Below are 24371 nucleotides of genomic sequence, written 5' to 3'. Positions count from 1 at the left end.
TCCGTCAGCGCCCGCCGGGAGACCTGACGAGAAGCGCCACCGGCCGGTCCGCGAAGAGTTCCGCCACGGCGACCACGCGCCCCGTGAACTCCCGCCCCGGCGACAGCAGATCGCTCCATGTGCCCTCGCCGGGCAGCGTCAGCTCCGTGTCACGCCAGCCGCCCTCCTCGTCGAGCCGCAGCGACAGCCGGGTCACCGCCGTGACCACCTCGCCGGACCGGCCGAACGCCAGACAGTGCGCGGCGGCGGGGCCGTGCGCCACCAGCGGGGCGTAGGTGCCCGACTCGCCGAAGAGCTCCGGGCGCTCCCGGCGCAGGCGCAGCGCGGCCGTGGTGAGCGCGGCCTTCTCGTCGTCACCCGTGGGCGGCCTCACGAAGGGCCGTCGGTTGTCCGGGTCGACCAGGGCGATGTACTCCCGTTCCGTGCCCTGGTACAGATCCGGCACCCCGGGCATCGTCAGGTGCACCAGCGCGGCACCCAGCACGTTCGCCCGGGCGAAGGGCGCCAACGCCTCGGCGAACCGGGTCATCGTCGACCGCGCCTCACCGGAGTCGGCGCCCGGGCCGGCTGCCACGAAGTCGGTCACCGCCCGCTCGTACACCGGATCCGGCTCGGTCCAGCTGGTGAACAGCCCGGCCTCCCGCACGGCCTTCAGCAGCGCGGGCTCCAGCCTGCCCGCCATCTCGCCCGTGGGCAGGCCCGCGCACCCGTACGCCGACTGCCAGGCCTGCCAGGCCAGCTGAGGGTCGGGGGACGGCACGGGCGTCGCCCCGGAGAGCTGTGCCACCAGCGAGGACCACCGCTCCGGGCACTCGGACAGCACCGCGATCCTTGCCCGGACGTCCCCGCTGCGCTTGGTGTCATGGGTGGTCAGCACCGTGCCGGTCGCCGGCCAGTCCCGCGCGACACGGGCGCAGAAGGCATGGAACTCCTCCGGGCTCACCGCCGGCCGGCCGGGGTCGCCGCCCACCTCGGTCGCCGAGATCAGCGGTACGTAACGGTAGAACGCCGTGTCCTCCACCGACTTGGCGTGCAGCGCGGACGCCGTCTGTGCGAAGCGGGCGCAGAACGCCGCGTGCGCCGGCCCGTCACCGAGCCGGCCCAGGGCCAGATCCCGCACCACGTCGACGGCCTCCGCCTCCTGAGGGACCGCGAAGGCCGACTTGGCGTCCCGCACCGCCTCGGCCGGGAGCGTCGACTCCGCGATTTCCGTGAGGGGGCCGCCCGCCGTCACGTACGGCCGGTACACGGGCACCCGGACCAGCAGTTCGCGCACCGCCGTGCGGAGGGCCCACGGCGCGTGGTCCCGCCGGGCGGGGTCCCCGGCGCACACCTCGACGGCGAGGCGGGTCAGCCACTCCGTCTCGGCGGCCAGCTCGTGGGTGACCACGCGGTACGCCGCCCGTCGGACGGTCGCGGTCCAGTAGCCGCCGCGATCGCCCGGAGGCCCCGCGAAGTCCCTGTAACGGCCCAGGAGATCTGCCGCGCCCATCGGGTCGGTGAACAGTCCGTCGATCCGGTGCAGGGCGTCGTACCCGGTCGTCCCCGCGACCGCCCAGCCGGCCGGCAGGGTCTCGGAGCCCGTGAGGATCTTCTCCACCACCGTCCACCGGCCGCCGGTCTCGTCACCGAGCCGCCCGAGGTACGCGGCGGGGTCGGCCAGCCCGTCCGGGTGGTCGACGCGCAGCCCGTCGACGACTCCGTCGCGGACCAGCTCCAGGACCTTGCCGTGCGTCGCGGCGAAGACCTCGGGATGCTCCACCCGGACGCCGATCAGATCAGAGATGGTGAAGAAGCGCCGGTAGTTCAGTTCGGTCCTGGCCAGCCGCCACCAGGCGAGGCGGTAGTGCTGCGCGGCCAGCAGTTCGGGCAGCGGCAGGTCCGCCGTGCCCTCGCGGAGCGGGAACTCCAGGCCGCCGTGGCGGAGCACGGACGAGCCGTCGTCCCCGGTGCCCAGCTCGAAGGCGCCGCTCTCCTCACCGACCCGCCCCGCCAGCACGGGAAGCAGCACCTTCCCGCCGCCCGAGGCCCAGTCGATGTCGAACCACCGGGCGTACGGGGACGCCGGGCCCTCGCGCAGCACCTCCCACAGCGGGCGGTTGTGCCGGGGCGTGGCGGCCATGTGGTTCGGCACGATGTCCAGGATCAGGCCGAGGCCGTGGGCGCGTGCCGTGCCGGCCAGCTCCCGAAGGCCCTCCTCGCCCCCGAACTCGGCCCGCACCGCGCCGTGGTCGACGACGTCGTAACCGTGCCCCGAGCCGGGCACCGCCTCCAGGACGGGGGACAGATGCAGATGCGAGACGCCGAGCCCGGCGAGGTACGGCACGGCGTCGGCGGCGGCGGCGAACGGGAAGTCCGGTTGGAGCTGGAGCCGGTACGTGGCGGTGGGCGTCATGGACTCGTACGTACCCACCGGGGCGCCTCTCTCCCACCTTCCGGCCACCCGGCACCGGCCAGGCGGCCGCTCGGCCGGTGCCCGTCACCCCAACGGCCTACGCCGGACGCTTGAGCACCGTCAGACTGCGCCCGACCAGCGTCACCCGCTCGCCCGCGGACACCTTGGGTCCCGCGCCGGGCGGCACCCCGTCCGGAATCGCCGTGTCCACGACGACCTGCCACCGCTTGCCGTGATGCGTCGGGACGGTGAACTCCAGGGTCTCGGCGCCCGCGTTGAACATGAGCAGGAAGGAGTCGTCGGCGATCCGCTCCCCGCGCGGGCCCGGCTCGGAGATCGCGTGACCGTTGAGGAAGACGGTCATGGCCTTGGCGTGCGCCGCCTGCCAGTCCCGCTGCGTCATCTCCTCGCCCCGCGGGGTGAACCACGCGATGTCGGACAGCTCGTCGTGTGTGCCCTCCACCGGACGGCCGTGGAAGAAGCGTCTGCGCCGGAAGACCGGGTGGTCCCGGCGCAGCCAGACCATGGACCGGGTGAACTCCAGCAGGCTCGTGTCCGTGGCGGCGGCGTCCTCCTCGCCGTCCTCCGCGTGCGAGGTGGCGGCCGGGTCCGGCCAGTGGACCCAGGAGAGCTCGTTGTCCTGGCAGTAGCCGTTGTTGTTGCCCCGCTGCGTGCGCGCGAACTCGTCGCCGTGACTCAGCATGGGCACGCCCTGGGAGAGCATCAGGGTGGCGACGAAGTTGCGCATCTGACGACTGCGCAGCTCCAGGACCTCCTTGTCCTCGGTCTCGCCCTCCGCCCCGCAGTTCCACGAACGGTTGTGGCTCTCGCCGTCCCGGTTCCCCTCGCCGTTGGCGTCGTTGCGCTTGTCGTTGTAGGAGACCAGGTCGTGCAGGGTGAAACCGTCGTGGCAGGTGGTGAAGTTGATCGAGGCCAGCGGGCGCCTGCCGTCGTCCTGGTAGAGGTCGGAGGAGCCTGTGAGGCGGCCGGCGAACTCCGCGAGGGTCCGGGGCTCACCCCGCCACAGGTCCCGCACCGTGTCCCGGTACTTGCCGTTCCACTCGGTCCACAACGGCGGGAAGTTCCCCACCTGGTAGCCCCCCTCGCCGACGTCCCAGGGCTCGGCGATCAGCTTCACCTGGCTGACCACCGGGTCCTGCTGCACGAGGTCGAAGAAGGAGGACAGCCGGTCCACCTCGTGGAACTGGCGTGCGAGGGTCGCCGCCAGGTCGAAGCGGAAGCCGTCCACATGCATCTCGGTCACCCAGTAGCGCAGTGAGTCCATGATCAGCTGGAGGACGTGCGGCGACCGCATCAGCAGGGAGTTCCCCGTGCCGGTGGTGTCCATGTAGTACTTCTGGTCGTCGGCCAGCCGGTAGTACGAGGCGTTGTCCAGGCCCCGGAACGACAGTGTCGGACCGAGGTGGTTGCCCTCGGCGGTGTGGTTGTAGACCACGTCGAGGATCACCTCGATCCCCGCCTGGTGCAGCGCCTTCACCGCCTGCTTGAACTCCAGCACCTGCTCGCCGCGGTCGCCCCAGGAGGCGTAGGCGTTGTGCGGGGCGAAGAAGCCGATGGTGTTGTAGCCCCAGTAGTTGGCCAGGCCGGCGTCGGCGAGGCGGTGGTCCTGGACGAACTGGTGCACCGGCATCAGCTCGATCGCCGTGACCCCGAGCTCCGTCAGATGGGCGATGATCTCGGGATGCGCGAGCCCCGCGTAGGTGCCGCGCAGCTCCTCGGGCAGACCCGGGTGAAGCATCGTCAGGCCCTTCACATGGGCCTCGTAGATCACCGTGCGGTGGTAGTCGGTGCGCGGACGGCGGTCGTCGCCCCAGTCGAAGTACGGGTTGACCACGACCGAGCTCATCGTGTGCGGCGCCGAGTCCAGGTCGTTGCGCTCGTCCGGCTTGCCGAACGGGTAGCCGTACACCGCCTCGCCCCACTGGATCTGCCCCGAGATCGCGCGCGCGTAGGGGTCGAGGAGCAGCTTCGCCGAGTTGCAGCGCCGCCCGTGCTGCGGCTCGTAGGGCCCGTGCACGCGGAAGCCGTAGCGCTGCCCCGGCATCACCCCGGGCACGTAGGCGTGACGGACGAAGGCGTCGGTCTCGCGGAGCTCCACCGCCGTTTCTGAACCGTCGTCGTGCAGCAGGCACAACTCGATCCGGTCGGCGGCCTCCGAGAAGACCGCGAAGTTGGTTCCGGCGCCGTCGTACGTGGCGCCGAGCGGATACGCGTGTCCCGGCCAGACCTGCATAGATAGGACTCTTCCACTTCTGATCCGGGTGCTGGGGGTTTTCGCCCCGATACTCCCCGAAAGACGGTCCTGTACCTAGTACGTCGAGCGGTGCGGCCGGGTCCCGTCGTGTCGTCCCGCCGGGCCGGTCAACCTGGGACACCTCGGTGTCGCCCGGACAGGGGGTCCGGACCGCCGGGCGGTCCCTCCGTCCGTCGTGCGGCCTGCCAAGGGGTGCCCAATCACTATGAACCATCTCACTCCACCCGATCTCACCGTAAGGAACGGGCCTCCCGTATAGGGGAGTTGAGTAAGGAGCCTGTGCATCCTGCTGCACCGGCTCCCGCTACCGGAGTACCCTTCCTTGATCGTTGGTGGGGGAGTGGAAGGCGGTACACGGGTGAGCTCGGGAGGGTTCGAGCTGCCCCCAGGTGACGCGGGTCACGAGGGGGAACCGACCGATGCCCCGCCAGGGGCGGTCTCCCTCGCACAGCCCATGGAGATCGGTGCTGAGCTGGACTGGGGAGCGGACGCCTGGAACGAGGTGCGCACGCGCGCCCAGCGGGCCGGACGCGCCTACATCTGGCTGAATCTGGTGGAACAGCGGCTGCGTGCCGTGGTCTCCGCCGTGATCCGACCGATCTACGAACCGGTGCACGGCGAGGACTGGGTGGTGGCCGCCGCGGGACCCGCGGGGCAGGAGTGGGTGCAGCGCGCCGTCGCCGTCCGGGAGGTGTCGCGCCGCAAGGGCTATCTGCTCGACCCGGCCGACGACAACGTCCTGAGCTTCCTCACGCTGCCGCAGCTGCGCGAGCTGATGGTCCAGCACTGGCCGTGCTTCGAGCCGTACTTCGACGACCGCCGCGAGGTGGAGCTCGCGCTCGACGAGCTGGAGGTGGCGCGCAACGTCGTCTCCCGCAACCGGGCGCTGAACGAGGCGGTCCTGGCCCAGGCCGAGAGGGCGTCCGCGCGGCTGCTGGAGATCCTCGGCAGCGGGGCGGCGGTCCCGTCCGCCGACCGGCTGCCCGTGGACGCCGTGGAGGAGCTGGTCGGCGACCGCTACGCCGACGTGGTCTCCGTCCACCCGGACCGGGTGCGGCTGCAGCGTCAGCTGCCCGCCGAGGACCTGTTCGGCGGTGCGCGCCGGCTGGACGCGATCGGTATAGGCCTCAACCTCCTCACGCAGAACTTCTCGGGACGCCGGCTGGTCCGCCTCGCCGAGTCGGGCTGCCGGGTCCGGCTGCTGTTCATCAACCCGGCGAGCAGCGCGGTCAAGCGCCGGGAGCGTGAACTCGGGCTCAAGAAGGGCGAGCTGAGCCGCTCCGTGGAGATGAACATCCTCCACATGCGCCGGGTCCGCTCCAGGCTCCGCGATCCCGGGGCCTTCCAGATCCACGTCTTCGACGAGACGCCGCGCTTCACCGCCTACCTGGTGGACGGGGACGGGGCCGACGCGGTCGGCGTCGTCCAGCCGTACCTGCGCCGCGCACGCGGCATGGAAGCACCCGTGCTGGTGCTGCGCGGCGGCGGGCGTGCGGTGGTCCGGGCGGGGCAGGACAGTGAGCACGGCCTCTTCGAGACGTACCGCGAGGAGTTCGAGTCGGTCTGGACGGACTCCAGGCCCGTCTCCTGACACCCCTTCCGGCGTTGTCAGTGCTGCGTGCGAAGGTGGTCGTCACTTGGGGGAACGCACCACGGAAGGGAAGGTACGGGATGAGCTGGATCAGCGGGCCGCTGCTGGCGTTCGACCTGGAGACCACGGGGACGGACGTCGAGACCGACCGCGTCGTGACGGCGGCGGTCGTCCGGCTGGAGGCCGACGGATCGGTGTCGGCGGAGCGGACCTGGCTGCTCGATCCCGGGGTCGCCATACCCGAACAGGCGTCGGCGATCCACGGCATCTCGACGGAACGGGCCCGTGCGCACGGGATGCCGGCGGCCTCCGCGATCGAGGAGATCACGGGTGCCGTCGCCGAAGGGCTGCGCTCAGGGACGCCCCTGGTCGTGATGAACGCACGCTATGACCTCTCCCTGCTCGACCGCGAGTGCCGGCGGTACGCCGTCGCGTCGGTCAGTGAGCGGCTGGGTGCCGCGCCCTCGCCGGTCATCGATCCGCTGGTGATCGACAAGCACGTCGACAAGTACCGCAAGGGCAAGCGGGCCCTGCACGCCCTGTGCGCCCACTACGGCGTGCCGCTCGACGACGCCCACGACGCGCGGGCGGACGCGGTGGCCGCCGCCCGCGTGGTGCGGCGCATGGGGGAGGAGCACCGGCCTGTCGGGGCGATGCCGCTGGAGGAACTGCACGGTCTCCAGGTGCGCGCGGCGGCCGAGCAGTCACTCTCCCTGCAGGCCTATCTGCGGCGCACCGCGGACCCGGCGGCGGTCGTCGAGCCGGCGTGGCCGCTCGTTCCCCGGAGGCGGGAGCCGGCGGGCGGAAGAAGCTGATCCGGCCGTCCCGGGATGTCAGCCCGGAGTTGGTGACGCCGTCTCGTCGGCCTCGATGCCGAAGTCGATCTGCTCTCCCTCGACCGAGGTGACGGTGACCGTCACGCCGAGCGTGCTGCCGTCGTCGGCCGTGAGCTCGCACCGGGTCGTGGTGCCGACCTTCCCGGCGAGGTCCTCGGGGCAGGTGATGTCAGGCTTCGGCCGGCCCGTCGTCCGCGCGAGTTTCCCGGAGACGGTGGTGGCCAGCTCGTCCGCCGACAGCTTCGGGTCGGTCTTCCCGACGCTGACCGACGCGGAACAGCCGGCGAGCAGCACGCCCGCGCCCACGGCCGAAAGGCTCCACCTCGTCGCGGCCGAGCGGGATATGGCCACGGGGGCTCCGTTCCGAAGGACGGCCCGCCCCCTCGGGCAGCGCGCCGGAACGCCCCGGCCCGGGGCGGAGCGCCGGTCAGAAGGGGTACCAGCGCACCTCGGGGTCGTCCTCGCGCAGTGAAGCCACCCTCCGCCTGAACTCGGCCAGCGCCCTGGGGTTCGCCGGTGCGTGCTGGGAGACCCAGGCGCAGCTCGCCGTCTCCCGAGCGCCGCGCAGCACCGCGCACCCTTCCCAGTCGCGCACGTCCCAGCCGTACGCCTCGGTGAACGCGTCGTAGGCGTCGGGGGCCAGACCGTACCGGTCACGGGAGAGCGCGAGGACCACCAGATCGTGCTCGCGCAGGTCCGCGGAGAAGGTCTCCAGATCGACGAGCACCGGCCCCTCCGGGCCGACGTGGACGTTGCGGGGGAGGGCGTCGCCATGGATCGGGCCCGGCGGCAGGTGCGGGGCGAGGGCCGCCGCGGCCTTCGCGAAGCCGTCGCGCCGGCCACGCAGGTAGTCGGCGTCGGCGGGGTCGATCGCGTCGCCCGCGAGCCGCAGCCAGCGCTCGACACCGCCTAGAAGCTCACGGCGCGGGAGCGTGAAGCCCTCCGGGGCGGGCAGCGCGTGCACCTGGGTGAGCAACGGGGCGAGATCGCGCGGTTCGGACGGACGTACGGCGTCGGGCAACCGGTGCCACACGGTCATCGGGTGGCCCTCCACCAGGCGGGCCGTGGGTTCGGCCGCCCGTACGGCGGGCACGCCCGAGGCGGCGAGCCACCGGGCGACGGCCACCTCGCGCTCGGCCCGCTCCCGCAGCTCCGGGTGGTGCGTGGCGTCCCGGCCGGTCTTGACCACCAGGTCGCCGACGACGAACACCGCGTTCTCGCCCAGCGCGAGGAGTTCCGCCCCGCCGGGCAGTCCGGCCGCGGTGAGTACCTCGCGTGCGCGCATCTCGTCCATGGCCCGATTTTCTCATCCGTGCAGGCCACCTTGACGAACGGGCGGCCCGTCAGCACGATGACGGGGACCGCCCGGGCGGCAGTACAGGGATGAAACCGATCCGAAGAGGTAAAGGGGTCGAATTCATGACACTGGCGACCGCGACGGCGCGGTCCGGGCGAAAAGCCCCACGGAGCGGACGGGGTGACGGTCGCCGGAAAGACGGCGCCACCTGGTTCCTGGTGCTGCCCGCGCTGATCCCCATCCTGATCCTGAGCGTCGGCCCCCTGCTGTACGGCATCGCGCTGGCCTTCACCGACGCCCAGTCCGGCCGCACCCGCTCCACCCAGTGGGTCGGGGCCCTCAACTTCCAGGACCTGCTGCACGACACCCTGTTCTGGGAATCCTTCCGGATCGGCCTGCTGTGGGCGGTCGGGGTCACGGTCCCGCAGTTCGTGCTCGCCCTCGGTCTCGCGCTGCTGCTCAACGCGAACCTGCGGATGCGCTGGCTCGCCAGGGCGCTGGCGATCATCCCCTGGGCCATGCCCGAGGTCGTCGTCGGCATCATGTGGCGCCTGGTCTACAACCCGGACGCAGGCATCCTCAACGAGACAGTCCGCGATCTCGGACTGGGCGACGGCAGGGACTGGCTGACCGGACTCGCCACCGCGCTGCCCGCCGTGATCGTCGTCGGCATCTGGGCCGGGATGCCGCAGACCACCGTCGCGCTGCTGGCCGGGCTGCAGAACACCCCGCACGAACTCCACGAGGCGGCCGCCCTCGACGGCGCCGGCGCATGGCGTCGCTTCCGCACGGTCACGTGGCCCGCCGTCAGGCCGGTGGCCCTCGCGATCAGCGCGCTCAACTTCATCTGGAACTTCAACTCCTTCGCCCTGGTCTACGTCCTGACCAGCGGCGGACCGGGCGGCCGCACCCGGCTCCCCATGCTCTTCGCCTACGAGGAGGCCTTCCGCTACGGCCAGTTCGGTTACGCCGCCGCGATGGGGTGCGTGATGGTCGCCGTCATCTCGGTGCTCCTCGCCGTGTACCTCGTCGGCCGCCTCAGGGGAGGCGAGGACGCATGAGCCTCCGTACGAGCCGAACCGCGCGCGCCGGGCAGTACGCCGCACTCCTGTGCTACCTCGTCTTCCTCGCGTTCCCCTTCCTCTGGCTGATCTCCACCGCCTTCAAGCCGGCCCGTGAGCTCGGCTCGCTGCACCCCACGTGGATCCCCGAGGACCCCACCCTGGACAACTTCCGGCAGGCCTTCGACGAACAGCCGCTGCTCCGGGCCGCGGCCAACTCGCTCACCGCGGCGCTCTGCGCCGCGCTGATCGCGGTCGTCATCGCCACGCCCATGGCCTATGTGATGGCCCGGCACCGCGGGCGCCTCTCCACGGCGGCCACCGGATGGGTCGTGGTCAGCCAGGCCTTCCCCTTCGTCCTGGTGATCATCCCGTTGTTCCTGGTCCTCAAGCACCTGCACCTGATCAACTCGCTGTGGGGGCTGATCCTGGTGTACGTGGTCTGGTCGCTGCCCTTCGCGCTCTGGATGCTCGCCGGATACGTACGTGCCGTGCCGCCCGAACTGGAGGAGGCCGCCGCCGTCGACGGGGCGGGCAGGGTACGGATACTCGTCTCGGTCACCGCGCCGCTGCTGGCCCCGGGGATCGTCGCCACCGCGCTCTTCGCGTTCATCACCGCATGGAACGAGTTCTTCTTCGCGCTCGTCCTGCTCAAGGCCCCGGAGAAGCAGACCTTGCCGGTCGTACTCACGCACTTCCTCGGCGCGGAGGGAGTGGCCGACCTCGGGCCGCTCGCCGCGGCCGCGTTCCTCGCCACCCTTCCCTCCCTCGTGCTCTTCGCGGTCATCCAGAAGCGCATCACGGGCGGTCTGACGGCCGGGGCGGTGAAGAGCTGATGCGCCGCCGACTCCTGCCCGCACCGGTCACCGCGGCCGTCGCCGCTCTCGCCCTCCTGCTGGCCGGCTGCTCGGGCGGCGACGGCCGCGGCACGGACGCGGACGGCGTGATCCGGCTCAGCTTCCAGTCGCTGGCCTGGCAGAAGGAGTCCGTCGACGCCAACAAGCGGCTCGTGCGGGAATGGAACGCGGCCCACCCCGACATCCAGGTGGACTACGTCCAGGGCAGCTGGGACAACGTCCACGACCAGCTGCTCACCTCCTTCGAGGGCGGCGAGGCGCCCGACATCATCCACGACGCCTCCGACGACCTCGCGGACTTCGCGTACGGCGGCTACCTCGCCGACCTGAGGACCCTGCTGCCGGACCGGCTGGCCGAGGACATCCCGCAGCAGTCCTGGTCGACCACCACCTTCGGCGACGGTGTCTACGGAGTCCCCTTCCTCCAGGAACCCAAGGTCCTGATCGCCAACAAGAAGATCCTCGAGTCCTCCGGCGTCCGGATCCCGACCCCGGACAAGCCCTGGAGCTGGCCGGAATTCCGGCAGATCACCGGGAAGCTCACGAAGAAGGGGACGTACGGGGTCGCCTGGCCGCTCAAGGAGCCGGTCTCCGTCACCCTCAACCTGGGCCTGTCCTCCGGTGGGCAGCTCTTCCACCGCGGCGCCGACGGAAAGGTCACGATCCGGTTCGACGAAGGCGACCGGGTCATGCCGGGCACGGTCCAGGACCAGGTCGTCTCCGACCGCAGCGCCGCCCGTCCGTCCCTCGGCATGGGAGGTTCGGACACCCTCCCCGGCTTCTTCGGCGGAAAGTACGCCATGGTCCCGCTGGGCTTCTCCTACCGTCAGCAGGTCGTCGAGCAGGCCCCCGAGGGCTTCGAGTGGACGGTGCTGCCCGCGCCGGCCGGCAGCGGAGGACTCGCTCAGGGGGTCAGCCCGCAGACCCTCTCGGTCGCCGAGGACAGCCCGCACAAGAAGGAGGCCGTGCGGTTCATCGACTTCCTGCTGCGCCCCGCGAACATGGTGCGGCTCGCCAAGGGTGACTGGATGCTGCCGACCGGCACCGAGGCGCTGGCGGATCCCGCCCTGCACGCGACGGAGAACGGCTGGGCCACGGGCACCGCGCTCGCCCGGGCGCTGCGCCCCGCCCCCGCGCAGTCGGTGCGCGGTTACCCCGAATGGAAGGACAAGGTCGCCACGCCGGCGCTCCAGGAGTACTACAGCGGGGCCATCGACACCGAGGAGCTGAAGAAACGCCTGGTCGAGGACGGGAACCGCGTACTGGCCCGCTACCAGCGCTGATTCCGGACGGGGGCTCGGCCGAAAACAACTGGACGAGACGTATCGTCTCGCTTAGCTTGATGGCATGACAACGCCACCGCGCGCCCACATCGCCATGTTCTCCATCGCCGCCCACGGGCACGTGAACCCGAGTCTCGAAGTGATCCGGGAACTCGTCGTCCGTGGTCACCGCGTCAGCTACGCCGTCCCCGCCTCCTTCGCCGAGAAGGTCGCGGCCACCGGAGCCGAGCCGGTGGTCCACACCTCGGTGCTGCCCACCGCGCCCGAGGACTGGGGCACCGAACTCATCGACCACCTCGAGCCGTTCCTCGACGACGCCGTGCAGGCCCTCCCGCAGCTGGCCGCGGCATTCGAGGGCGACGAGCCGGACCTCGTCCTGCACGACATCGCCTCGTATCCCGCCCGGGTGCTCGCCCACCGGTGGGGCGTGCCCGCCATCCAGCTCTGGCCCAACCTGGTGCCCTGGGAGGGGTACGCGGAGGAGGTGGAGGAGCCCGCGACCGCCGGACTCAAGCAGACCGACCGGGGGCGTCGCTACTACGCGCGCTTCGCGGACTGGCTCGCCGCCAACGGCCTGGGCGACCTCTCGTCCGACGACTTCGTCGCCCGGCCCCGCCGCGGCCTGGTGCTGATCCCGGAGGCGCTCCAGCCGAACGCCGACCGGGTGGACCACGAGAGGTTCACCTTCGTCGGCGCCTGCCAGGGCGAGCGGGCCGATCAGGGCGAGTGGAGGCGGCCGGCCGACGCGGAGAGGGTCCTGCTGGTCTCCCTCGGGTCGTCGTTCACGAATGAGCCCGCGTTCTACCGCGAGTGCGTCGAGGCCTTCGGCGGCCTCCCGGGCTGGCACGTGGTGCTGCAGACCGGCGCACAGGTCGACCCGGCGGAACTGGGGCACGTACCGCCGAACATCGAGGTGCACTCCTGGGTCCCGCAACTGTCCGTGTTGAAGCAGGCGGACGCCTTCGTCACCCACGCGGGAGCCGGCGGCAGCCAGGAGGGACTCGCCACCGGCACCCCGATGGTCGCGGTCCCGCAGGCCGTCGACCAGTTCGGCAACGCGGACGTGCTCCAGTCCCTCGGAGTCGCCCGGCACCTGCCGAAGGAGGAGGCGGACGCCGCGTCCCTGCGCGCCGCCGTCCTCGCCCTGGTGGACGATCCCGGCGTGGCGGCGCGGCTGGCCCGGATCCAGGAGCGGATGGCGGACGAGGGCGGGACCGGACGGGCCGCCGATCTCATCGAGGCCGAACTGCCCGCCTGAGCGGGCCCTTCGCCGTCCCCGAGCCGTTCCGGCTGCGGACTGCCTCCACGTCGAGTTCACTCGTACGGAACGTGAGCACATTCCTGTGATCGGGAGCCGGCCGGCGGTTTGTCCTGAACGGGCAGGAGTGCGCAGGTTTTCTGTGGCGAAAGCTTGCCGAGTGCGTGACGGCTACATGAAGGCCTTGATCTGGGCGCGTCAATCGAGCAGTGTTTCGAACCAGCCCCCGGAGATTTTCCGGCCGAGGGCCAATCCCCCCACAAAGAATGACGAGGAGACCCCTCTTCATGGCAATTCACAAGCGCGCGCGCTCGGTCAAGCTCACCGCCTCGATAACCGCCGTGGCAGCGGCCGCCGGTGTCACCCTGCTCGCCACCCCGTTCGCCGGAGCCGCTCCGGCGCCCGCCACGGGCATCGTCTACGGCGCGGACGCGGCGACCGCCGTCTCCGGCAGCTACATCGTGATGCTGGACCAGAAGGCCGACAAGGCCGGCCTGGCGAAGGAGTACGGCGGCACGCTCCAGCGGAACTACAAGTCGGCCCTCAACGGCTTCTCGGCCAGCGGGCTTTCGGAGACCGAGGCCAAGCGGCTCGCCGCCGACCCCGCCGTCTCCAAGGTCGTCCAGAACAAGAAGTTCCACATCGACGCCACCCAGGACAACCCGCCGTCATGGGGGCTGGACCGGATCGACCAGGCCGAGACCGCCGGTGACGGCGCGTACACCTACCCGGACGCCGCGGGCGGGGACGTCACGGCGTACGTCATCGACACCGGTGTCCGCGTCACCCACAAGGACTTCGAGGGCCGGGCCACCTCCGGCTTCGACGCCGTGGACAACGACGAGGACGCCGACGACGGCAACGGGCACGGCACGCACGTGGCCGGGACCATCGCCGGTGCCGCCCACGGTGTCGCCAAGAAGGCGAAGATCGTGGCCGTCCGGGTCCTGGACGACGCCGGTTCGGGCACCACCGAGCAGGTCGTGGCGGGCATCGACTGGGTCACCGCGAACCACGAGGGCCCGTCCGTCGCCAACATGAGCCTGGGCGGGGGCGCCGACCCGGCGCTCGACGCCGCGGTGCAGAAGGCCATCGCCTCCGGCGTGACCTTCGCGGTCGCCGCGGGCAACGAGTCGAGCGACGCGGGCGAGGGCTCCCCCTCCCGCGTCCCCGAGGCCATCACGGTCGCCTCGTCCACGAAGGACGACGAGCAGTCGTCGTTCTCCAACTTCGGCTCGGTCGTGGACGTCTACGCCCCCGGCTCGGACATCACGTCGGCGTGGAACGACAGCGACGACGCCACGAACACCATCTCCGGTACGTCCATGGCCACCCCGCACGTCGTCGGCGCCGCGGCCGTCTATCTCGGCGGACACCCCGACGCCACCCCTGAGGAGGTCGCCACGGCGCTCACCGAGGGGGCCACCCCGGACGCCGTCTCCAACGCGACCGAGGGCACGGCGAACAAGCTCCTGAAGATCGTGGAGTAGCCCGGACGGATCGGGCGATACGAGCAGGCGGCCGCCGCGCCCTCCCCCACGGGGCGCGGCGGCCCTCTGCCGGTGGGAAGCTCTAGGGTGGGGGAATGGGCACGATGTACGCGGCGCTGCTGCGGGGGATCAACGTCAGCGGCCACCGCCGGGTCCCGATGGCGGAGCTACGCACGCTGCTGGGGGAGCTGGGGCACGAGGACGTCGCCACGTACCTGCAGAGCGGCAACGCCGTCTTCCGCAGCGCTTCGGACGACGAGAACGCCCTCGGCGCCGGGCTGGAGCGGGCGATCCGGGAGCGGTTCGGCTTTCCGGTCGACTGTCTCGTCCGCCCGGGTGACTACCTCGCGGGCGTGGCCGACGCCTGTCCGTTCCCGGCCGCCGAGCTCGAGGGCAAGCAGCTGCACGTCACCTACTTCGACCAGGCCGTCGAGGCCTCACGGTTCGCCTCGGTCGACACAGACACCTTCCGTCCCGAAGAGTTCCGGCTGGGCGACCGCGCCCTGTATCTGTACGCGCCCGACGGACTCGGGCGTTCCCGCCTGGCGGTGGCGCTCGGCCGGCCGGCCGTCACCCGGGGCCTCGTCGCCACCAGCCGTAACTGGAACACCGTGCTCAAGCTTGTGGAGATGACGCGTGACTGACCCCTCGCCCGCCGTGGCCACGGCCATCGAAGGTGAGCTCCGCCTCCTCGATCCCGTGGTACGGGCCTCCGCGGACATCCTCGCCACCCTGCTGCACCCCGACTTCCGGGAGATCGGCACCAGTGGACGGCTCTGGGAGCGGGACACGATCATCGCCATGCTCACGGATCCCGGCGCGCCGGCCCTCGGGCCGCTCACCGCGTCGAGGATGAGGGGCGACCAGCTCGCCGCGGATCTGGTGCACCTCACCTTCGACACGGAGTCCAAGGGGCTGCGCTCCCACCGCAGTTCCCTGTGGCGGCTGACCGGCGACGGCTGGCTGCTCTACTTCCATCAGGCCACGCCCTTCGTGGACGACCCGTTCGCCGAGGTCTGAGCCGGCGGCCCCGTCGGCATCCCGGCTCCATCCCGCAGCACACACCGGAGCGGCGTCGCAAGAGTGCCGCCCCGGTCTCATCTGTGCGCCGGGTCCGGCCGGTTCCCGCCGGAAGGGCTAATTCCGGCCAACTGGAGTGCCCGGGCAAAACGCTGGTAAAGCGCCTGAACGGGCGGGGTGCCGAGAGCCCCGGTCCGGGCCGGAGGCGCTCTCCGGCGACCCCTTTCCGGGCGACTGCGGCGTGTGTGAACGCGATGCGCGTAGACAGGAGCCGATGTCCTCCGCCCGCTTCACGCTTTGCTGCAATTCGCAGACCCGCTCCGTTCGGTGAGCGGACGCCCGCGTTCGGAGGCCACCCGCACGCATAGCGGAGTTCACGGTCCGTTCTCCGCCACGGGTCCGGAAGGCGACCTTGCCACGGGCTCAAGCGGAGTCAAGGATTCGAGGCGTGCGGTTGGCAGGTCCACGACCAGAACCCCGGTCGCGGACAGCCGTACGCCCGGTTCGCCCACCCAGCGGACCGGACACCCCCCAAATACGGAGGATCCTGTGACCTTCAAGCGCTTCGCTCCCCTCGGCTCGATCTCCAGACGTGCTCGCCTCATCGCCGCCACCTCGGGTCTGGTCACCGCCGTGGCGCTTGCCGCTCCGACCGCGGTCGCCCAGGCCGCGCCGGACACCGTGACGAAGGCCGAGCTCGTCGAGGCCAGTTCGGCCGTCGGCACCGCCGACATCGCGGGCACCGCCTGGTACACCGAGGCGAGCACCGGCAAGGTCGTCGTGACCGTCGACAGCACCGTCACGGCCGCCGAGATCGCCACGATCAAGAAGTCCGTCACCGACTCCGGTGCCAAGGCCGACATCAAGCGGACCCCGGGCACGTTCAACAAGCTCATCGCCGGCGGACAGGCCATCTACGCCGGCGGCGGACGCTGCTCCCTCGGCTTCAACGTCCGCAGCGGCAGCACCTACTACGCGCTGACCGCCGGGCACTGCACCGAGATAGGCAGCACCTGGTACACCAACTCCGGCCAGACCACCACGCTCGGCACGAGGGCCGGATCCAGCTTCCCGACGAACGACTACGGGCTGATCCGCCACTCCAACTCCGCGGCCGCGGACGGCAGGGTCTACCTCTACAACGGCAGCTACCAGGACATCACCTCCGCCGCGAACCCCAGCGTCGGTCAGTCCGTCAAGCGCAGCGGCTCCACCACCGGCGTCCACAGCGGCACCGTCACCGGTCTCAACGCGACGGTGAACTACGGCGGCGGTGACGTCGTGTACGGCATGATCCAGACCAACGTCTGCGCCGAGCCCGGCGACAGCGGTGGTTCGCTCTTCTCCGGCTCCACGGCGCTGGGCCTCACCTCGGGCGGCAGCGGTAACTGCTCCTCCGGCGGCACCACGTTCTTCCAGCCCGTCGTCGAGGCGCTGAACGCCTACGGCGTCAGCGTCTTCTAAGACCTCACGCACCGTCGACGGGCCGCGCTCCCCGAGCGCGGCCCGTTGCCGTGCCCGCTTCCCGCGCGGGCGGGCGCCGTGCGAGGCTCGCGGGCATGCGCTACATCATCGTGGGAACGGGCGCCGTGGGCGGCGCTATAGGCGGACGACTGGCCGAGGCGGGCCACCAGGTGGTGCTGGTCGCCCGAGGAGCGCAGTACACGGCTCTGCGTGAGAACGGGCTGAGCCTCACCACACCGGACGGCACCCGCACCCACCGCCTCCCCGTCGTCGACGGCCCGTCGGCACTGGAACTCGAGGCGGACGACGTCCTCGTACTCGCCGTCAAGACACAGGACGCCGTCGCGGCGCTCGACGCCTGGAGCGCCAGGCCGGTGGCGGGCGGCGGGACGGCGGGGGAGCGGCTCCCCCTGGTCTGCGCGCAGAACGGGGTCGAGAGCGAACGCCTGGCCCTGCGCCGGTTCAGCCGGGTCTACGGCTGCTGCGTCTACCTCCCCGCCGGCTTCGTGGAGGCGGGCCGGGTCGTCGCCGCCGGCGCCCCGCTCACCGGCATCCTGCACCTCGGCCGTTACCCGTCCGGGACCGACGACACCGTGCGGGCGATCGCCGCGGACTGGGAGAAGGCGAAGCTGGAGGCTCCCGTCGTCCCCGACGTGATGCGCTGGAAGTACGCGAAGCTGCTCTCCAACCTCGCCAACGCGATCGAGGCGGCCACCGGGGTACTCGCCGGCCCCGAGGCGTTCGCCCTGTTCGAACGGGCCCGGGCGGAAGGGCGAGCGGTGCTCGCGGCTGCCGGGATCGAAGCCGTGGGGAGCGAGGAGCAGGACGCCGCCCGCAGCGGCAGGATCCGCTTCGACCCGTTCGACGGCTCCGAGCGGAGCGGCGGATCGTCCTGGCAGAGCCTCACCCGTGCCACCGGCACCATCGAGGCCGACTACCTCAACGGCGAGATCGTCCTCCTCGGCCGGCTGCACGGCATCCCGACCCCCGTGAACGACGTGCTGCGGCGCACCGTGAACGCCTTCGCCCGGGAGCGCCGCGCCGCCGGCTCGATGACACCGGCCGAGCTCACCGCCCTGGTCGACGCGGCTTCCTGATCACCCGCGCTCCCGCTGTCGCATTTCTTCAAGACCGGCCGTCCGGGCAGAGCGCACGATGGGTCCATGAAGAACGCGTACGAACACATGGCCGAGTGTGCGGCCGAATCCGCAGGGATCGCCCGGGGCGCAGGGGCCACGCCACCTGTCTCCACGACGACACCCTGCCACGACTGGGACCTGCGGGAACTGATCAACCACTGGGTGCTGTACAGCGCGCACGGGCTGGAGCACCGGGCCCTGCGCACTCCGATCCCCGACGAGCTGACGGCCCGTGACTTCACGGCCGACGCCGACTGGCCGGAGCGCTACGCCGCCCAGTTGGACCGGGCGGTCGCCGCCTGGTCCGACCCCGCGGTCTGGGAAGGAACCATCGACACGGGGCACGGCTCCACCCCCGCTCCGGACATCGCCAGGATGCTCGTCATGGAGACCGCGCTGCACGGCTGGGACGTGGCCCGTGCCACGTCCCAGGAATTCCGGCTCTCCGGCCCGGCGGCGGCCTTCCTCCTGGAGTCGGTCGAGGGGACAGCCGAGCTCTACCGGCAGTACGAAGGCTTCGCCGGTGAGGTGGTCCCGCCCGCCGAGGCGTCCGACTTCGAGCGTGCTCTGGCCCTCAGCGGCAGGGATCCGCGCCCGGTCGCCGCCGCCTGAGCGTCACGCGGCGGGCTGGCGGGTACGGACGGGCGGCCCCGGCCCCGGCTAGTACTCCAGTCTGGTTTCGTGGCCTCCAGCAGGTTCGTCGAGAGACCGCCGTTGGTAGTGGCTGCGCCGGGCTGTTGCCTGGTGGCGTCTGCGCCAGATGGACCAGTGCAGCAGCCTGGCTGCGGTCGCGGCCGGCGGGGCGAAGACCGCGGTGAGCAGATGGCGGATTTCGGGGACGGTCAGGGAGATCGGGTCGCTGTCCTGAGTCGGGAAGTTCCGGTCGGCGGGTCGGCCGGGGGCCGCGTCGGCGGCGACGGCGGTCAGGAAGGCCAGGGCGAGCATGGCGAGGGTGATGTGCCGGTGCCACGATGTCCAGTGCCTGACCTGATAGTGGTCGAGCCGACATGGCTCTTGGCGGCCTGGAAACACTCCTCGATGCTCCAGCGGACACCGGCGACGCGCACGAGTTCGGCCAGCGTCGCGGTGGTGGGTGACCAGCACAGGTGGAAGGCGAGTTCGCGGCGCTCGGGATCGGTGCTCCAGGAACGCTCGGGCAGGTAGAGCCGGCGGTCGATCAGGGCCCGGCCCCGGCGGGTGACCAGGGCGAGGAACACGCCGACCTGGGCGTTCTCGATGTGTCCGGCGGTGCCCGTGTACTGCCTCTGCACTCCCGCCGAGGACCGGCCCTTCTTCAGGAAACCGGTCTCGTCGACGACGAGAACAGCATCGTTGGTGCCGAGGTGTTCGGCGGCGTAGGAACGCAGGTCGTCGCCGACCGCATCGGCGTCCCATCGGGCATACCTCAGCAGACGCTGCAGGGGCCCGGGCCGCTTATGCCCCGCTCGTTCGGCCAGCTGCCGGCAGTTCTTCCGCTCGACGCCCGCCAGTCGCCCGAGCAGGTAGGAACGGGCCGCCGCCCGAGGCTCAACGCGCCCGAACCTGCCCGCGATCCGGGCCATGACCTGGTCGAACATCGCCCGCCATCGGTCAGGGTCTACGCTATGGCCTGCGGCTACCGCCCGATCTTCAGGAGTCCACACAACCCTTGATCATCTCGCGGCGGCCGCCCGCGTCAGGCGCTGCCGTACTGCCGTCGTCGCCTGGGCCATGGCGAGACTGCACACCGGAGTACTAATCCGCTTGCAGTGCGAAGAACAGGAAACACAGGAAGCGCGGCTCGGCCGCGATGGCCTCGGGGAACAGCTCGCGGGCGGCGGGATCAGGCTCCGGCTCGCTGATGACCGTAATCCGGAAACCGGCCCCGGTGAAAGCCTCGATCATCGCGTGCAGCGGCCTGTTCCAGCGACTCACCAGGGTGGTCTGGCCACCCAGGCTCCACTCTACGGTCCACTTGGTGGTGTCGAAATAGTCGCACTCGGCCTCGCGACCGGCCTCGCGGTGAATGAGGTTGACGGCAAAGGGATGGTCGACAGACGCAATCAGCCGACCGCCGGGCCTGAGTACGCGTCGCAGCTCGGCCAGCGCCGGCCCCCAGTCCTCCAGGTAGTGCAGCACCAGGGACGCCACTACATCGTCGAACGTGTCATCAGGGTAGGGAAGCGGGCTGCCCAGCTCCGCCACCTGCAGATCCGCACCGTCGCCGAGCCGCTGCCGAGCCAGCCCCAGCATCCCGGCACTCGAATCGAAACCACTCACAATGGCGCCACGGTCGCGCAGCCCGGCAAACAGGGCCCCCGACCCACAGCCGGCGTCGAGGATCCGCCGGCCAGCCACGTCTCCAGCGAGGGCCAGCATCGCGGGACGCTCGTAGTAGGCATTGACCAGGTTGGTTTCGTTCACGGCCGTGTACGCCTCGGCGAAGCTGTTGTAGTCGTTGCTCTTCGACGGATCCACACATACCGAGGACGGTGAAACCAGCCTGGTGGAAAACGGGTGCTCTTGGTGCTCGCTTGAGGTCATGGTGCGGGAGACGTGTGCTCCAGTAGTTCGGTTCCTGGCCCGACCATCCATATGTGTGCCCACCGAGCCCGCCTGCAACTGCGGCTCGACTCAAGGGGCTTCCTACAGGTCTGGGCGCAGTCGACCCGCACGTGACCACGAAACCACGCTGGAGTACTAGGCGGTCATCGCCCCGGTCACCGGGACGCGCGCCTCGTCGTAGCGGGTCAGCAGCAGCCGGGCGAGGGCCGGGGACGGGCCCAGGACATCGGCCAGTACGTCGGCCCCGGCCTCCTCGGCGCCCGTGGCGATACGGTCGGGGAGACGGCCCGGGGCGATGACGTACGGCGCCACCGCCACCCGCCGTACCCCGTCGGCCCGGAGGGCGCGCACCGCGTCGGCTGTGCGGGACGGGCCGTCGGCAACCACAGCGGAGGCGAACGCAGGCCGCACGGCGCACCAACCGGTGTGCCGCAGCTCCCGCGCGATTTCAGCGATCACTGCGATCGCCTCCGGGTCGGTGGAGCCCGCCGAGGCCAGTACCAGCCCCGTCGAGCCCTTGTCCCCGGGAGCCACCCCGGCCTCGAACAGCCTCTGTTCCAGCGCCGAGTTCAGCAGCGGAGACGGACCGAGCACGTCGGCCTGGCGGATCCGCAGCCGGGGAAGCCTGCTCCGGGCCTCCCTCAGCACCGAGGGGATGTCCGACTTGGCGTGGAAGGCCCGGGTCAGCAACAGCGGGAGCGCGACGACCTCGCCGGACCCCTCCGCGGCCAGGCGCTCCAGCACCCGGGGCACGGACGGGGCGTTGAAGTCCAGGAAGCCGGTCTCCACGCGCAGCCCGGGCCGCAGCGACCGCACACGCGCGGTGAGCGCGTGCACGGTCGCCGCGTGCCGCGGGTCGCGGCTGCCGTGGGCGATGACGAGGAGAACGGGGGACGCCATGGGAATCAGCTCTTCACCAGGAGACCACGGCTGCGCAGCACCCGCCGCTCCAGCGGACTGAAGATCAGCAGATCGATCGCGATGCCGACGAACAGGATGAGCAGGATCGCCAGGAAGATCCCCGGCATGTCGAAGTTGTTCCGGCCGTTCTCCAGCAACTGGCCCAGCCCCAGGCCCAGGTCGGGCGAGGAGGCGATGATCTCGGCGGCCATGAGTGAACGCCAGGAGAACGCCCAGCCCTGCTTGAGGCCCGCGAGGTAGCCGGGCAGCGCGGCCGGCAGGACGATGTGGATCGTCCCGCGCAGCCCCGTCGCTCCGATCGTGCGGCCCGCGCGCAAGAACAGCGGCGGCACCTGGTCGACGCCGGAGACCAGTCCGTTGGCGACGGACGGGACCGCGCCGAGCAGGATCACCGCGTACATCGTCCTGTCGTCGAGGCCGAGCCAGATGATGGCCGGCGCCACCCACGCCACGGACGGCAGGGACTGCAGGCCGGACAGGATCGGCCCGATGGCCGCCCGGACGACCTTGACCCGCGCGACCAGCAGGCCCAGCGGGGTGCCGATCGCGACGGCCATCACGAAGCCGAACAGACCGCGCGACACGCTGGTCCAGATGACCTCCAGCAGGGTGCCCTGCATCCACATGTCGGTCAGGCTGTTCCAGACCGCGGCGGGCGGCGGCAGCTTGTAGTCGTCGGTGACCTTCGCCCAGACCAGCAACTGCCAGACGAGGACGACCAGGACGACCGCGACGACCGGCGGCAGGACCTTCTTGAGGAGGACCTCGCGGACCGGTGTCCGGCGCACCTGGACGGCGTCGAGCGCGTCCAGGCCCGCTTCCAGCCCCGCCAGGTCGTCGGCCTTCGTCTCAGTGCTGGCCATGTCGGCGGATCTCCCCACGCAGTTCTTCGGTGATCTCGACGGAAAGCTCCGCCACGGCGGTGTCCTCGATGCGGCGGGGCTGCTCGATGTCGACCGTCCACTCCCGGGCGATCCGGCCGGGACGCGAGGACAGCAGGATCACGCGCTGGGCGAGCCGCACCGCCTCGCGCACGTTGTGGGTGACGAAGAGGACCGACGCGTTCGTCTCGCGCCAGATCCGAGTCAGTTCGTCGTGCAGCACATCGCGGGTGATGGCGTCGAGCGCGGCGAACGGCTCGTCCATCAGCAGCAGTTGGCTGTCCTGGGCGAGCGCCCGGGCCATCGCCACCCGCTGGCGCATACCGCCCGAGAGCTCGTGCACCCGCTTCCCGTACGCCCCGCCGAGGCGTACGAGTTCGAGCAGCCGCTCCGCCTCCGGGCGGCGGTCCGACTTCGGCACCCCGCGCAGACGCAGGGCCAGTTCGATGTTCTTGCCCGCGGTCAGCCACGGGAAGAGGGCGTGCTCCTGGAACATCAGGGCGGGCCGCCCGCCGGGGGTCTCGATGGACCCCGCGGTCGGACGGTCGAGCCCCGCCACCAGGTTGAGCAGCGTGGACTTACCGCACCCGGAAGCTCCCAGGAGGGTGACGAACTCACCCGGAGCGACGTCGAGCGTGATGTCGTCCAGGACGAGCTGCTGCCCCGTGGGTCCTGCGAAGGATTTCGAGACGTGCTGGATACGGGCGGCGTGCTCGACCGCTGCACGGTCCTCGGCCTTGGTGAGGGTGGTGGTCGCCATGGTCGTCACCTCCTGGGAGTCTTCGGGGATCCTGGTGTGGTCGGTGGTTACTCGGCGCCGAGACCGGCGTCGGCGACCTCGGGCTGCCCCTCGGCCTTCAGGATCTTGTTCAGCGGCTTCAGGTCGTAGATGCCGCCCAGGTCGGGCTTCTCGAGCAGACCCGCCCCGACCGCGTGGTCCGCCTGCGCCTGGAGCGTGGCGGCCAGCGGGTCGTCCGTGATCTGGATGGACTCCCACGCCGGGTCGAGGACCTCGGCGGGCAGCGCCTTGCCGCTCAGCTTCTCCAGCGCCGAGTTGGCCGAGGCCTTCGCCTTGTCGGGGTTGGCGTTGATCCACTTGTTGGTCCGCACCGTGCCCCGCAGCACCGCGTCGACGACGTCCGGGTGCTCGGAGAGGAACTTCTGCGACACGATGATGTTCGTGATGACGAACTTGTCGTCCGGCCACAGCGTCGACTCGTCGAGCAGGACCTTGCCGCCCTCGGCGACCAGCTTGGACGCGGTCGGCTCCGGGACCCAGGCGCCGTCCAACGAACCGGACTTGAAGGCGTCCGGGGTCACCTTGTTGTCCGAGCGGACCACCGAGACGTCGCCCTTGCCGCTCTGGGCGTCGACCTTCCAGCCCTTCTCGGAGATCCAGTTGAGGAACGCCACGTCCTGCGTGTTGCCGAGCTGGGGGGTGGCGATCTTCTTGCCCTTGAGGTCGTCCAGGGTCTTGATCTTCTTCGGGTCGACGACGAGCTTCACGCCGCCGGAGGCCGAGCCTCCGATGATGCGCAGGCTCTGGCCCTTGGACTTGGCGTAGCCGTTGATCGAGGGGGAGGGGCCGATGAAGCCGATGTCGATCGAACCCGCGTTGAGCGCCTCGATCTCGGAGGGCCCCGCGTTGAAGGTCGAGGGCTTGACCGAGGTGCGGCCCAGCTCCTTGGCGATGAGGCCTTCCTGGATGCCGACCAGGGCGGTGGCGTGCGTGAGGTTCGGGAAGTAGCCGATCTTCACGGTGTCGGCCGAGAGCTTCTTCCCACCGGCGGAGGCGTTCGACTTCGCGGCGTCGTCGTCCTTCGCCTGGGAGCCGTAGCCGCAGGCGGTGGCCGCCACGGCGAGCAGTGACGATGCGGCGGCGGCGGCGAGGCCGCGGCGCAGGGTGGTACGGGTGGCACGCACGGGAGGGTTTCCTCTCGTAGGCCCGGTACTCACGTCCTCCCGGAGTCGGGTGGCGCGGCCGGGCGGTCGGCAGGTCTTCGTCTGAACGGGCGGTGCGGGCGGTGCGGGCGGTACGAGCGGGCGCGCGGGCAGTGCG

General features: G+C 71.0%; 21 protein-coding genes and 1 pseudogene. 12 read left to right on the top strand and 10 right to left on the bottom strand.

Features of this window, described 5'->3' with window-relative positions; translation table 11 throughout:
• Window positions 1-4: 4 nt before the first annotated feature.
• On the bottom strand, window positions 5-2395 hold the full coding sequence (treY, locus tag LWJ43_RS06180; protein WP_277331275.1) for a malto-oligosyltrehalose synthase: 2391 nt from the start codon (window positions 2393-2395) through the stop codon (window positions 5-7).
• 97 nt (window positions 2396-2492) lie between these two features.
• On the bottom strand, window positions 2493-4649 hold the full coding sequence (gene glgX / locus LWJ43_RS06175; protein WP_277331274.1) for a glycogen debranching protein GlgX: 2157 nt from the start codon (window positions 4647-4649) through the stop codon (window positions 2493-2495).
• Between the two features lie 379 nt (window positions 4650-5028).
• Between glgX and LWJ43_RS06170 the strand changes: the two genes are divergently transcribed.
• Both LWJ43_RS06170 and LWJ43_RS06165 read left to right on the top strand, forming a co-directional pair.
• Window positions 5029-6261: an SAV2148 family HEPN domain-containing protein gene (locus tag LWJ43_RS06170; RefSeq protein WP_277331273.1), complete on the top strand. Its 1233-nt coding sequence runs from the start codon at window positions 5029-5031 to the stop codon at window positions 6259-6261.
• A gap of 80 nt (window positions 6262-6341) precedes the next feature.
• Window positions 6342-7076 (top strand): 3'-5' exonuclease, encoded by a 735-nt coding sequence (locus LWJ43_RS06165; RefSeq protein WP_277331272.1) that lies wholly within the window; start codon window positions 6342-6344, stop codon window positions 7074-7076.
• An 18-nt stretch (window positions 7077-7094) separates the two neighbouring features.
• Here LWJ43_RS06165 and LWJ43_RS06160 read toward each other — a convergent pair whose 3' ends face one another.
• Entirely contained in the window at window positions 7095-7448 is a 354-nt protein-coding gene (locus tag LWJ43_RS06160) for a DUF4333 domain-containing protein (RefSeq protein ID WP_277331271.1), read from the bottom strand.
• Between the two features lie 76 nt (window positions 7449-7524).
• The gene (locus LWJ43_RS06155; RefSeq protein WP_277331270.1) at window positions 7525-8391 is read right to left on the bottom strand and encodes a phosphotransferase enzyme family protein; all 867 of its coding nucleotides are present in this window, start codon (window positions 8389-8391) and stop codon (window positions 7525-7527) included.
• Between the two features lie 125 nt (window positions 8392-8516).
• Here LWJ43_RS06155 and LWJ43_RS06150 point away from each other — a divergent pair, with 125 nt between their 5' ends.
• The 10 genes from LWJ43_RS06150 to LWJ43_RS06105 all read left to right on the top strand — a co-directional run bounded on the left by LWJ43_RS06150 (window position 8517) and on the right by LWJ43_RS06105 (window position 18578).
• Window positions 8517-9455: a carbohydrate ABC transporter permease gene (locus LWJ43_RS06150; protein WP_277331269.1), complete on the top strand. Its 939-nt coding sequence runs from the start codon at window positions 8517-8519 to the stop codon at window positions 9453-9455.
• Window positions 9452-10291 carry a carbohydrate ABC transporter permease gene (locus LWJ43_RS06145; protein WP_277331268.1) on the top strand — a complete coding sequence of 280 codons (840 nt, stop codon included), beginning with the start codon at window positions 9452-9454 and terminating at the stop codon, window positions 10289-10291. The genes LWJ43_RS06150 and LWJ43_RS06145 overlap by 4 nt, the downstream gene beginning before the upstream one ends.
• Entirely contained in the window at window positions 10291-11595 is a 1305-nt protein-coding gene (locus LWJ43_RS06140; protein WP_277331267.1) for an ABC transporter substrate-binding protein, read from the top strand. The genes LWJ43_RS06145 and LWJ43_RS06140 overlap by 1 nt, the downstream gene beginning before the upstream one ends.
• Window positions 11596-11659: 64 nt before the next feature.
• Window positions 11660-12853: a macrolide-inactivating glycosyltransferase gene (mgt, locus tag LWJ43_RS06135; protein WP_277331266.1), complete on the top strand. Its 1194-nt coding sequence runs from the start codon at window positions 11660-11662 to the stop codon at window positions 12851-12853.
• 287 nt (window positions 12854-13140) lie between these two features.
• Complete coding sequence (locus tag LWJ43_RS06130) at window positions 13141-14343, top strand: S8 family peptidase (protein WP_277331265.1); 1203 nt, start codon at window positions 13141-13143, stop codon at window positions 14341-14343.
• A gap of 95 nt (window positions 14344-14438) precedes the next feature.
• The gene (locus LWJ43_RS06125) at window positions 14439-14987 is read left to right on the top strand and encodes a DUF1697 domain-containing protein (RefSeq protein ID WP_277331264.1); all 549 of its coding nucleotides are present in this window, start codon (window positions 14439-14441) and stop codon (window positions 14985-14987) included.
• Complete coding sequence (locus LWJ43_RS06120) at window positions 14980-15363, top strand: nuclear transport factor 2 family protein (RefSeq protein ID WP_277331263.1); 384 nt, start codon at window positions 14980-14982, stop codon at window positions 15361-15363. Before LWJ43_RS06125 ends, LWJ43_RS06120 begins: the two co-directional genes overlap by 8 nt.
• A gap of 549 nt (window positions 15364-15912) precedes the next feature.
• Window positions 15913-16827: a S1 family peptidase gene (locus LWJ43_RS06115; protein ID WP_277331262.1), complete on the top strand. Its 915-nt coding sequence runs from the start codon at window positions 15913-15915 to the stop codon at window positions 16825-16827.
• Between the two features lie 95 nt (window positions 16828-16922).
• Entirely contained in the window at window positions 16923-17924 is a 1002-nt protein-coding gene (locus LWJ43_RS06110) for a ketopantoate reductase family protein (protein ID WP_277331261.1), read from the top strand.
• Between the two features lie 66 nt (window positions 17925-17990).
• Window positions 17991-18578, top strand: a complete 588-nt coding sequence (locus tag LWJ43_RS06105; RefSeq protein WP_277331260.1) for a TIGR03086 family metal-binding protein — start codon at window positions 17991-17993, stop codon at window positions 18576-18578.
• 282 nt (window positions 18579-18860) lie between these two features.
• On the opposite strand, the pseudogene LWJ43_RS06095 reads toward LWJ43_RS06105, so the two are convergent.
• From LWJ43_RS06095 to LWJ43_RS06070, 6 genes and pseudogenes are all read right to left on the bottom strand, one after another.
• A pseudogene (locus tag LWJ43_RS06095) lies at window positions 18861-19543 on the bottom strand (IS701 family transposase); the annotation flags it as partial.
• Window positions 19544-19700: 157 nt separating this feature from the next.
• Entirely contained in the window at window positions 19701-20489 is a 789-nt protein-coding gene (locus LWJ43_RS06090; protein WP_277331259.1) for a class I SAM-dependent methyltransferase, read from the bottom strand.
• 156 nt (window positions 20490-20645) lie between these two features.
• Entirely contained in the window at window positions 20646-21410 is a 765-nt protein-coding gene (locus LWJ43_RS06085; RefSeq protein WP_277331258.1) for a sirohydrochlorin chelatase, read from the bottom strand.
• Window positions 21411-21415: 5 nt separating this feature from the next.
• Window positions 21416-22294: an ABC transporter permease gene (locus LWJ43_RS06080; protein ID WP_277331257.1), complete on the bottom strand. Its 879-nt coding sequence runs from the start codon at window positions 22292-22294 to the stop codon at window positions 21416-21418.
• Entirely contained in the window at window positions 22281-23072 is a 792-nt protein-coding gene (locus LWJ43_RS06075) for an ABC transporter ATP-binding protein (protein WP_277331256.1), read from the bottom strand. The genes LWJ43_RS06080 and LWJ43_RS06075 overlap by 14 nt, the downstream gene beginning before the upstream one ends.
• Window positions 23073-23119: 47 nt before the next feature.
• Entirely contained in the window at window positions 23120-24235 is a 1116-nt protein-coding gene (locus LWJ43_RS06070; protein WP_277331255.1) for an aliphatic sulfonate ABC transporter substrate-binding protein, read from the bottom strand.
• Between the last annotated feature and the right edge of the window lie 136 nt (window positions 24236-24371).

The organism is Streptomyces sp. JH34 (assembly GCF_029428875.1).
In the GTDB taxonomy this organism is placed as follows: domain Bacteria; phylum Actinomycetota; class Actinomycetes; order Streptomycetales; family Streptomycetaceae; genus Streptomyces.
The sequence above is the reverse complement of the archived record's forward strand: the minus strand, read 5'-3'. Positions and strand labels throughout refer to the sequence as shown.

Bases quoted from the DNA above. Each gene is read 5' to 3' on its own strand.
- LWJ43_RS06085 (WP_277331258.1), bottom strand. From the start codon at position 21,410: ATGGCGTCCCCCGTTCTCCTCGTCATCGCCCACGGCAGCCGCGACCCG.
- LWJ43_RS06090 (WP_277331259.1), bottom strand. From the start codon at position 20,489: ATGACCTCAAGCGAGCACCAAGAGCACCCGTTTTCCACCAGGCTGGTT.
- treY (WP_277331275.1), bottom strand. From the start codon at position 2,395: ATGACGCCCACCGCCACGTACCGGCTCCAGCTCCAACCGGACTTCCCG.
- LWJ43_RS06110 (WP_277331261.1), top strand. From the start codon at position 16,923: ATGCGCTACATCATCGTGGGAACGGGCGCCGTGGGCGGCGCTATAGGC.
- LWJ43_RS06075 (WP_277331256.1), bottom strand. From the start codon at position 23,072: ATGGCGACCACCACCCTCACCAAGGCCGAGGACCGTGCAGCGGTCGAG.
- LWJ43_RS06150 (WP_277331269.1), top strand. From the start codon at position 8,517: ATGACACTGGCGACCGCGACGGCGCGGTCCGGGCGAAAAGCCCCACGG.
- LWJ43_RS06140 (WP_277331267.1), top strand. From the start codon at position 10,291: ATGCGCCGCCGACTCCTGCCCGCACCGGTCACCGCGGCCGTCGCCGCT.
- LWJ43_RS06145 (WP_277331268.1), top strand. From the start codon at position 9,452: ATGAGCCTCCGTACGAGCCGAACCGCGCGCGCCGGGCAGTACGCCGCA.
- LWJ43_RS06105 (WP_277331260.1), top strand. From the start codon at position 17,991: ATGAAGAACGCGTACGAACACATGGCCGAGTGTGCGGCCGAATCCGCA.
- LWJ43_RS06130 (WP_277331265.1), top strand. From the start codon at position 13,141: ATGGCAATTCACAAGCGCGCGCGCTCGGTCAAGCTCACCGCCTCGATA.
- glgX (WP_277331274.1), bottom strand. From the start codon at position 4,649: ATGCAGGTCTGGCCGGGACACGCGTATCCGCTCGGCGCCACGTACGAC.
- LWJ43_RS06080 (WP_277331257.1), bottom strand. From the start codon at position 22,294: ATGGCCAGCACTGAGACGAAGGCCGACGACCTGGCGGGGCTGGAAGCG.
- LWJ43_RS06155 (WP_277331270.1), bottom strand. From the start codon at position 8,391: ATGGACGAGATGCGCGCACGCGAGGTACTCACCGCGGCCGGACTGCCC.
- LWJ43_RS06165 (WP_277331272.1), top strand. From the start codon at position 6,342: ATGAGCTGGATCAGCGGGCCGCTGCTGGCGTTCGACCTGGAGACCACG.
- mgt (WP_277331266.1), top strand. From the start codon at position 11,660: ATGACAACGCCACCGCGCGCCCACATCGCCATGTTCTCCATCGCCGCC.
- LWJ43_RS06125 (WP_277331264.1), top strand. From the start codon at position 14,439: ATGGGCACGATGTACGCGGCGCTGCTGCGGGGGATCAACGTCAGCGGC.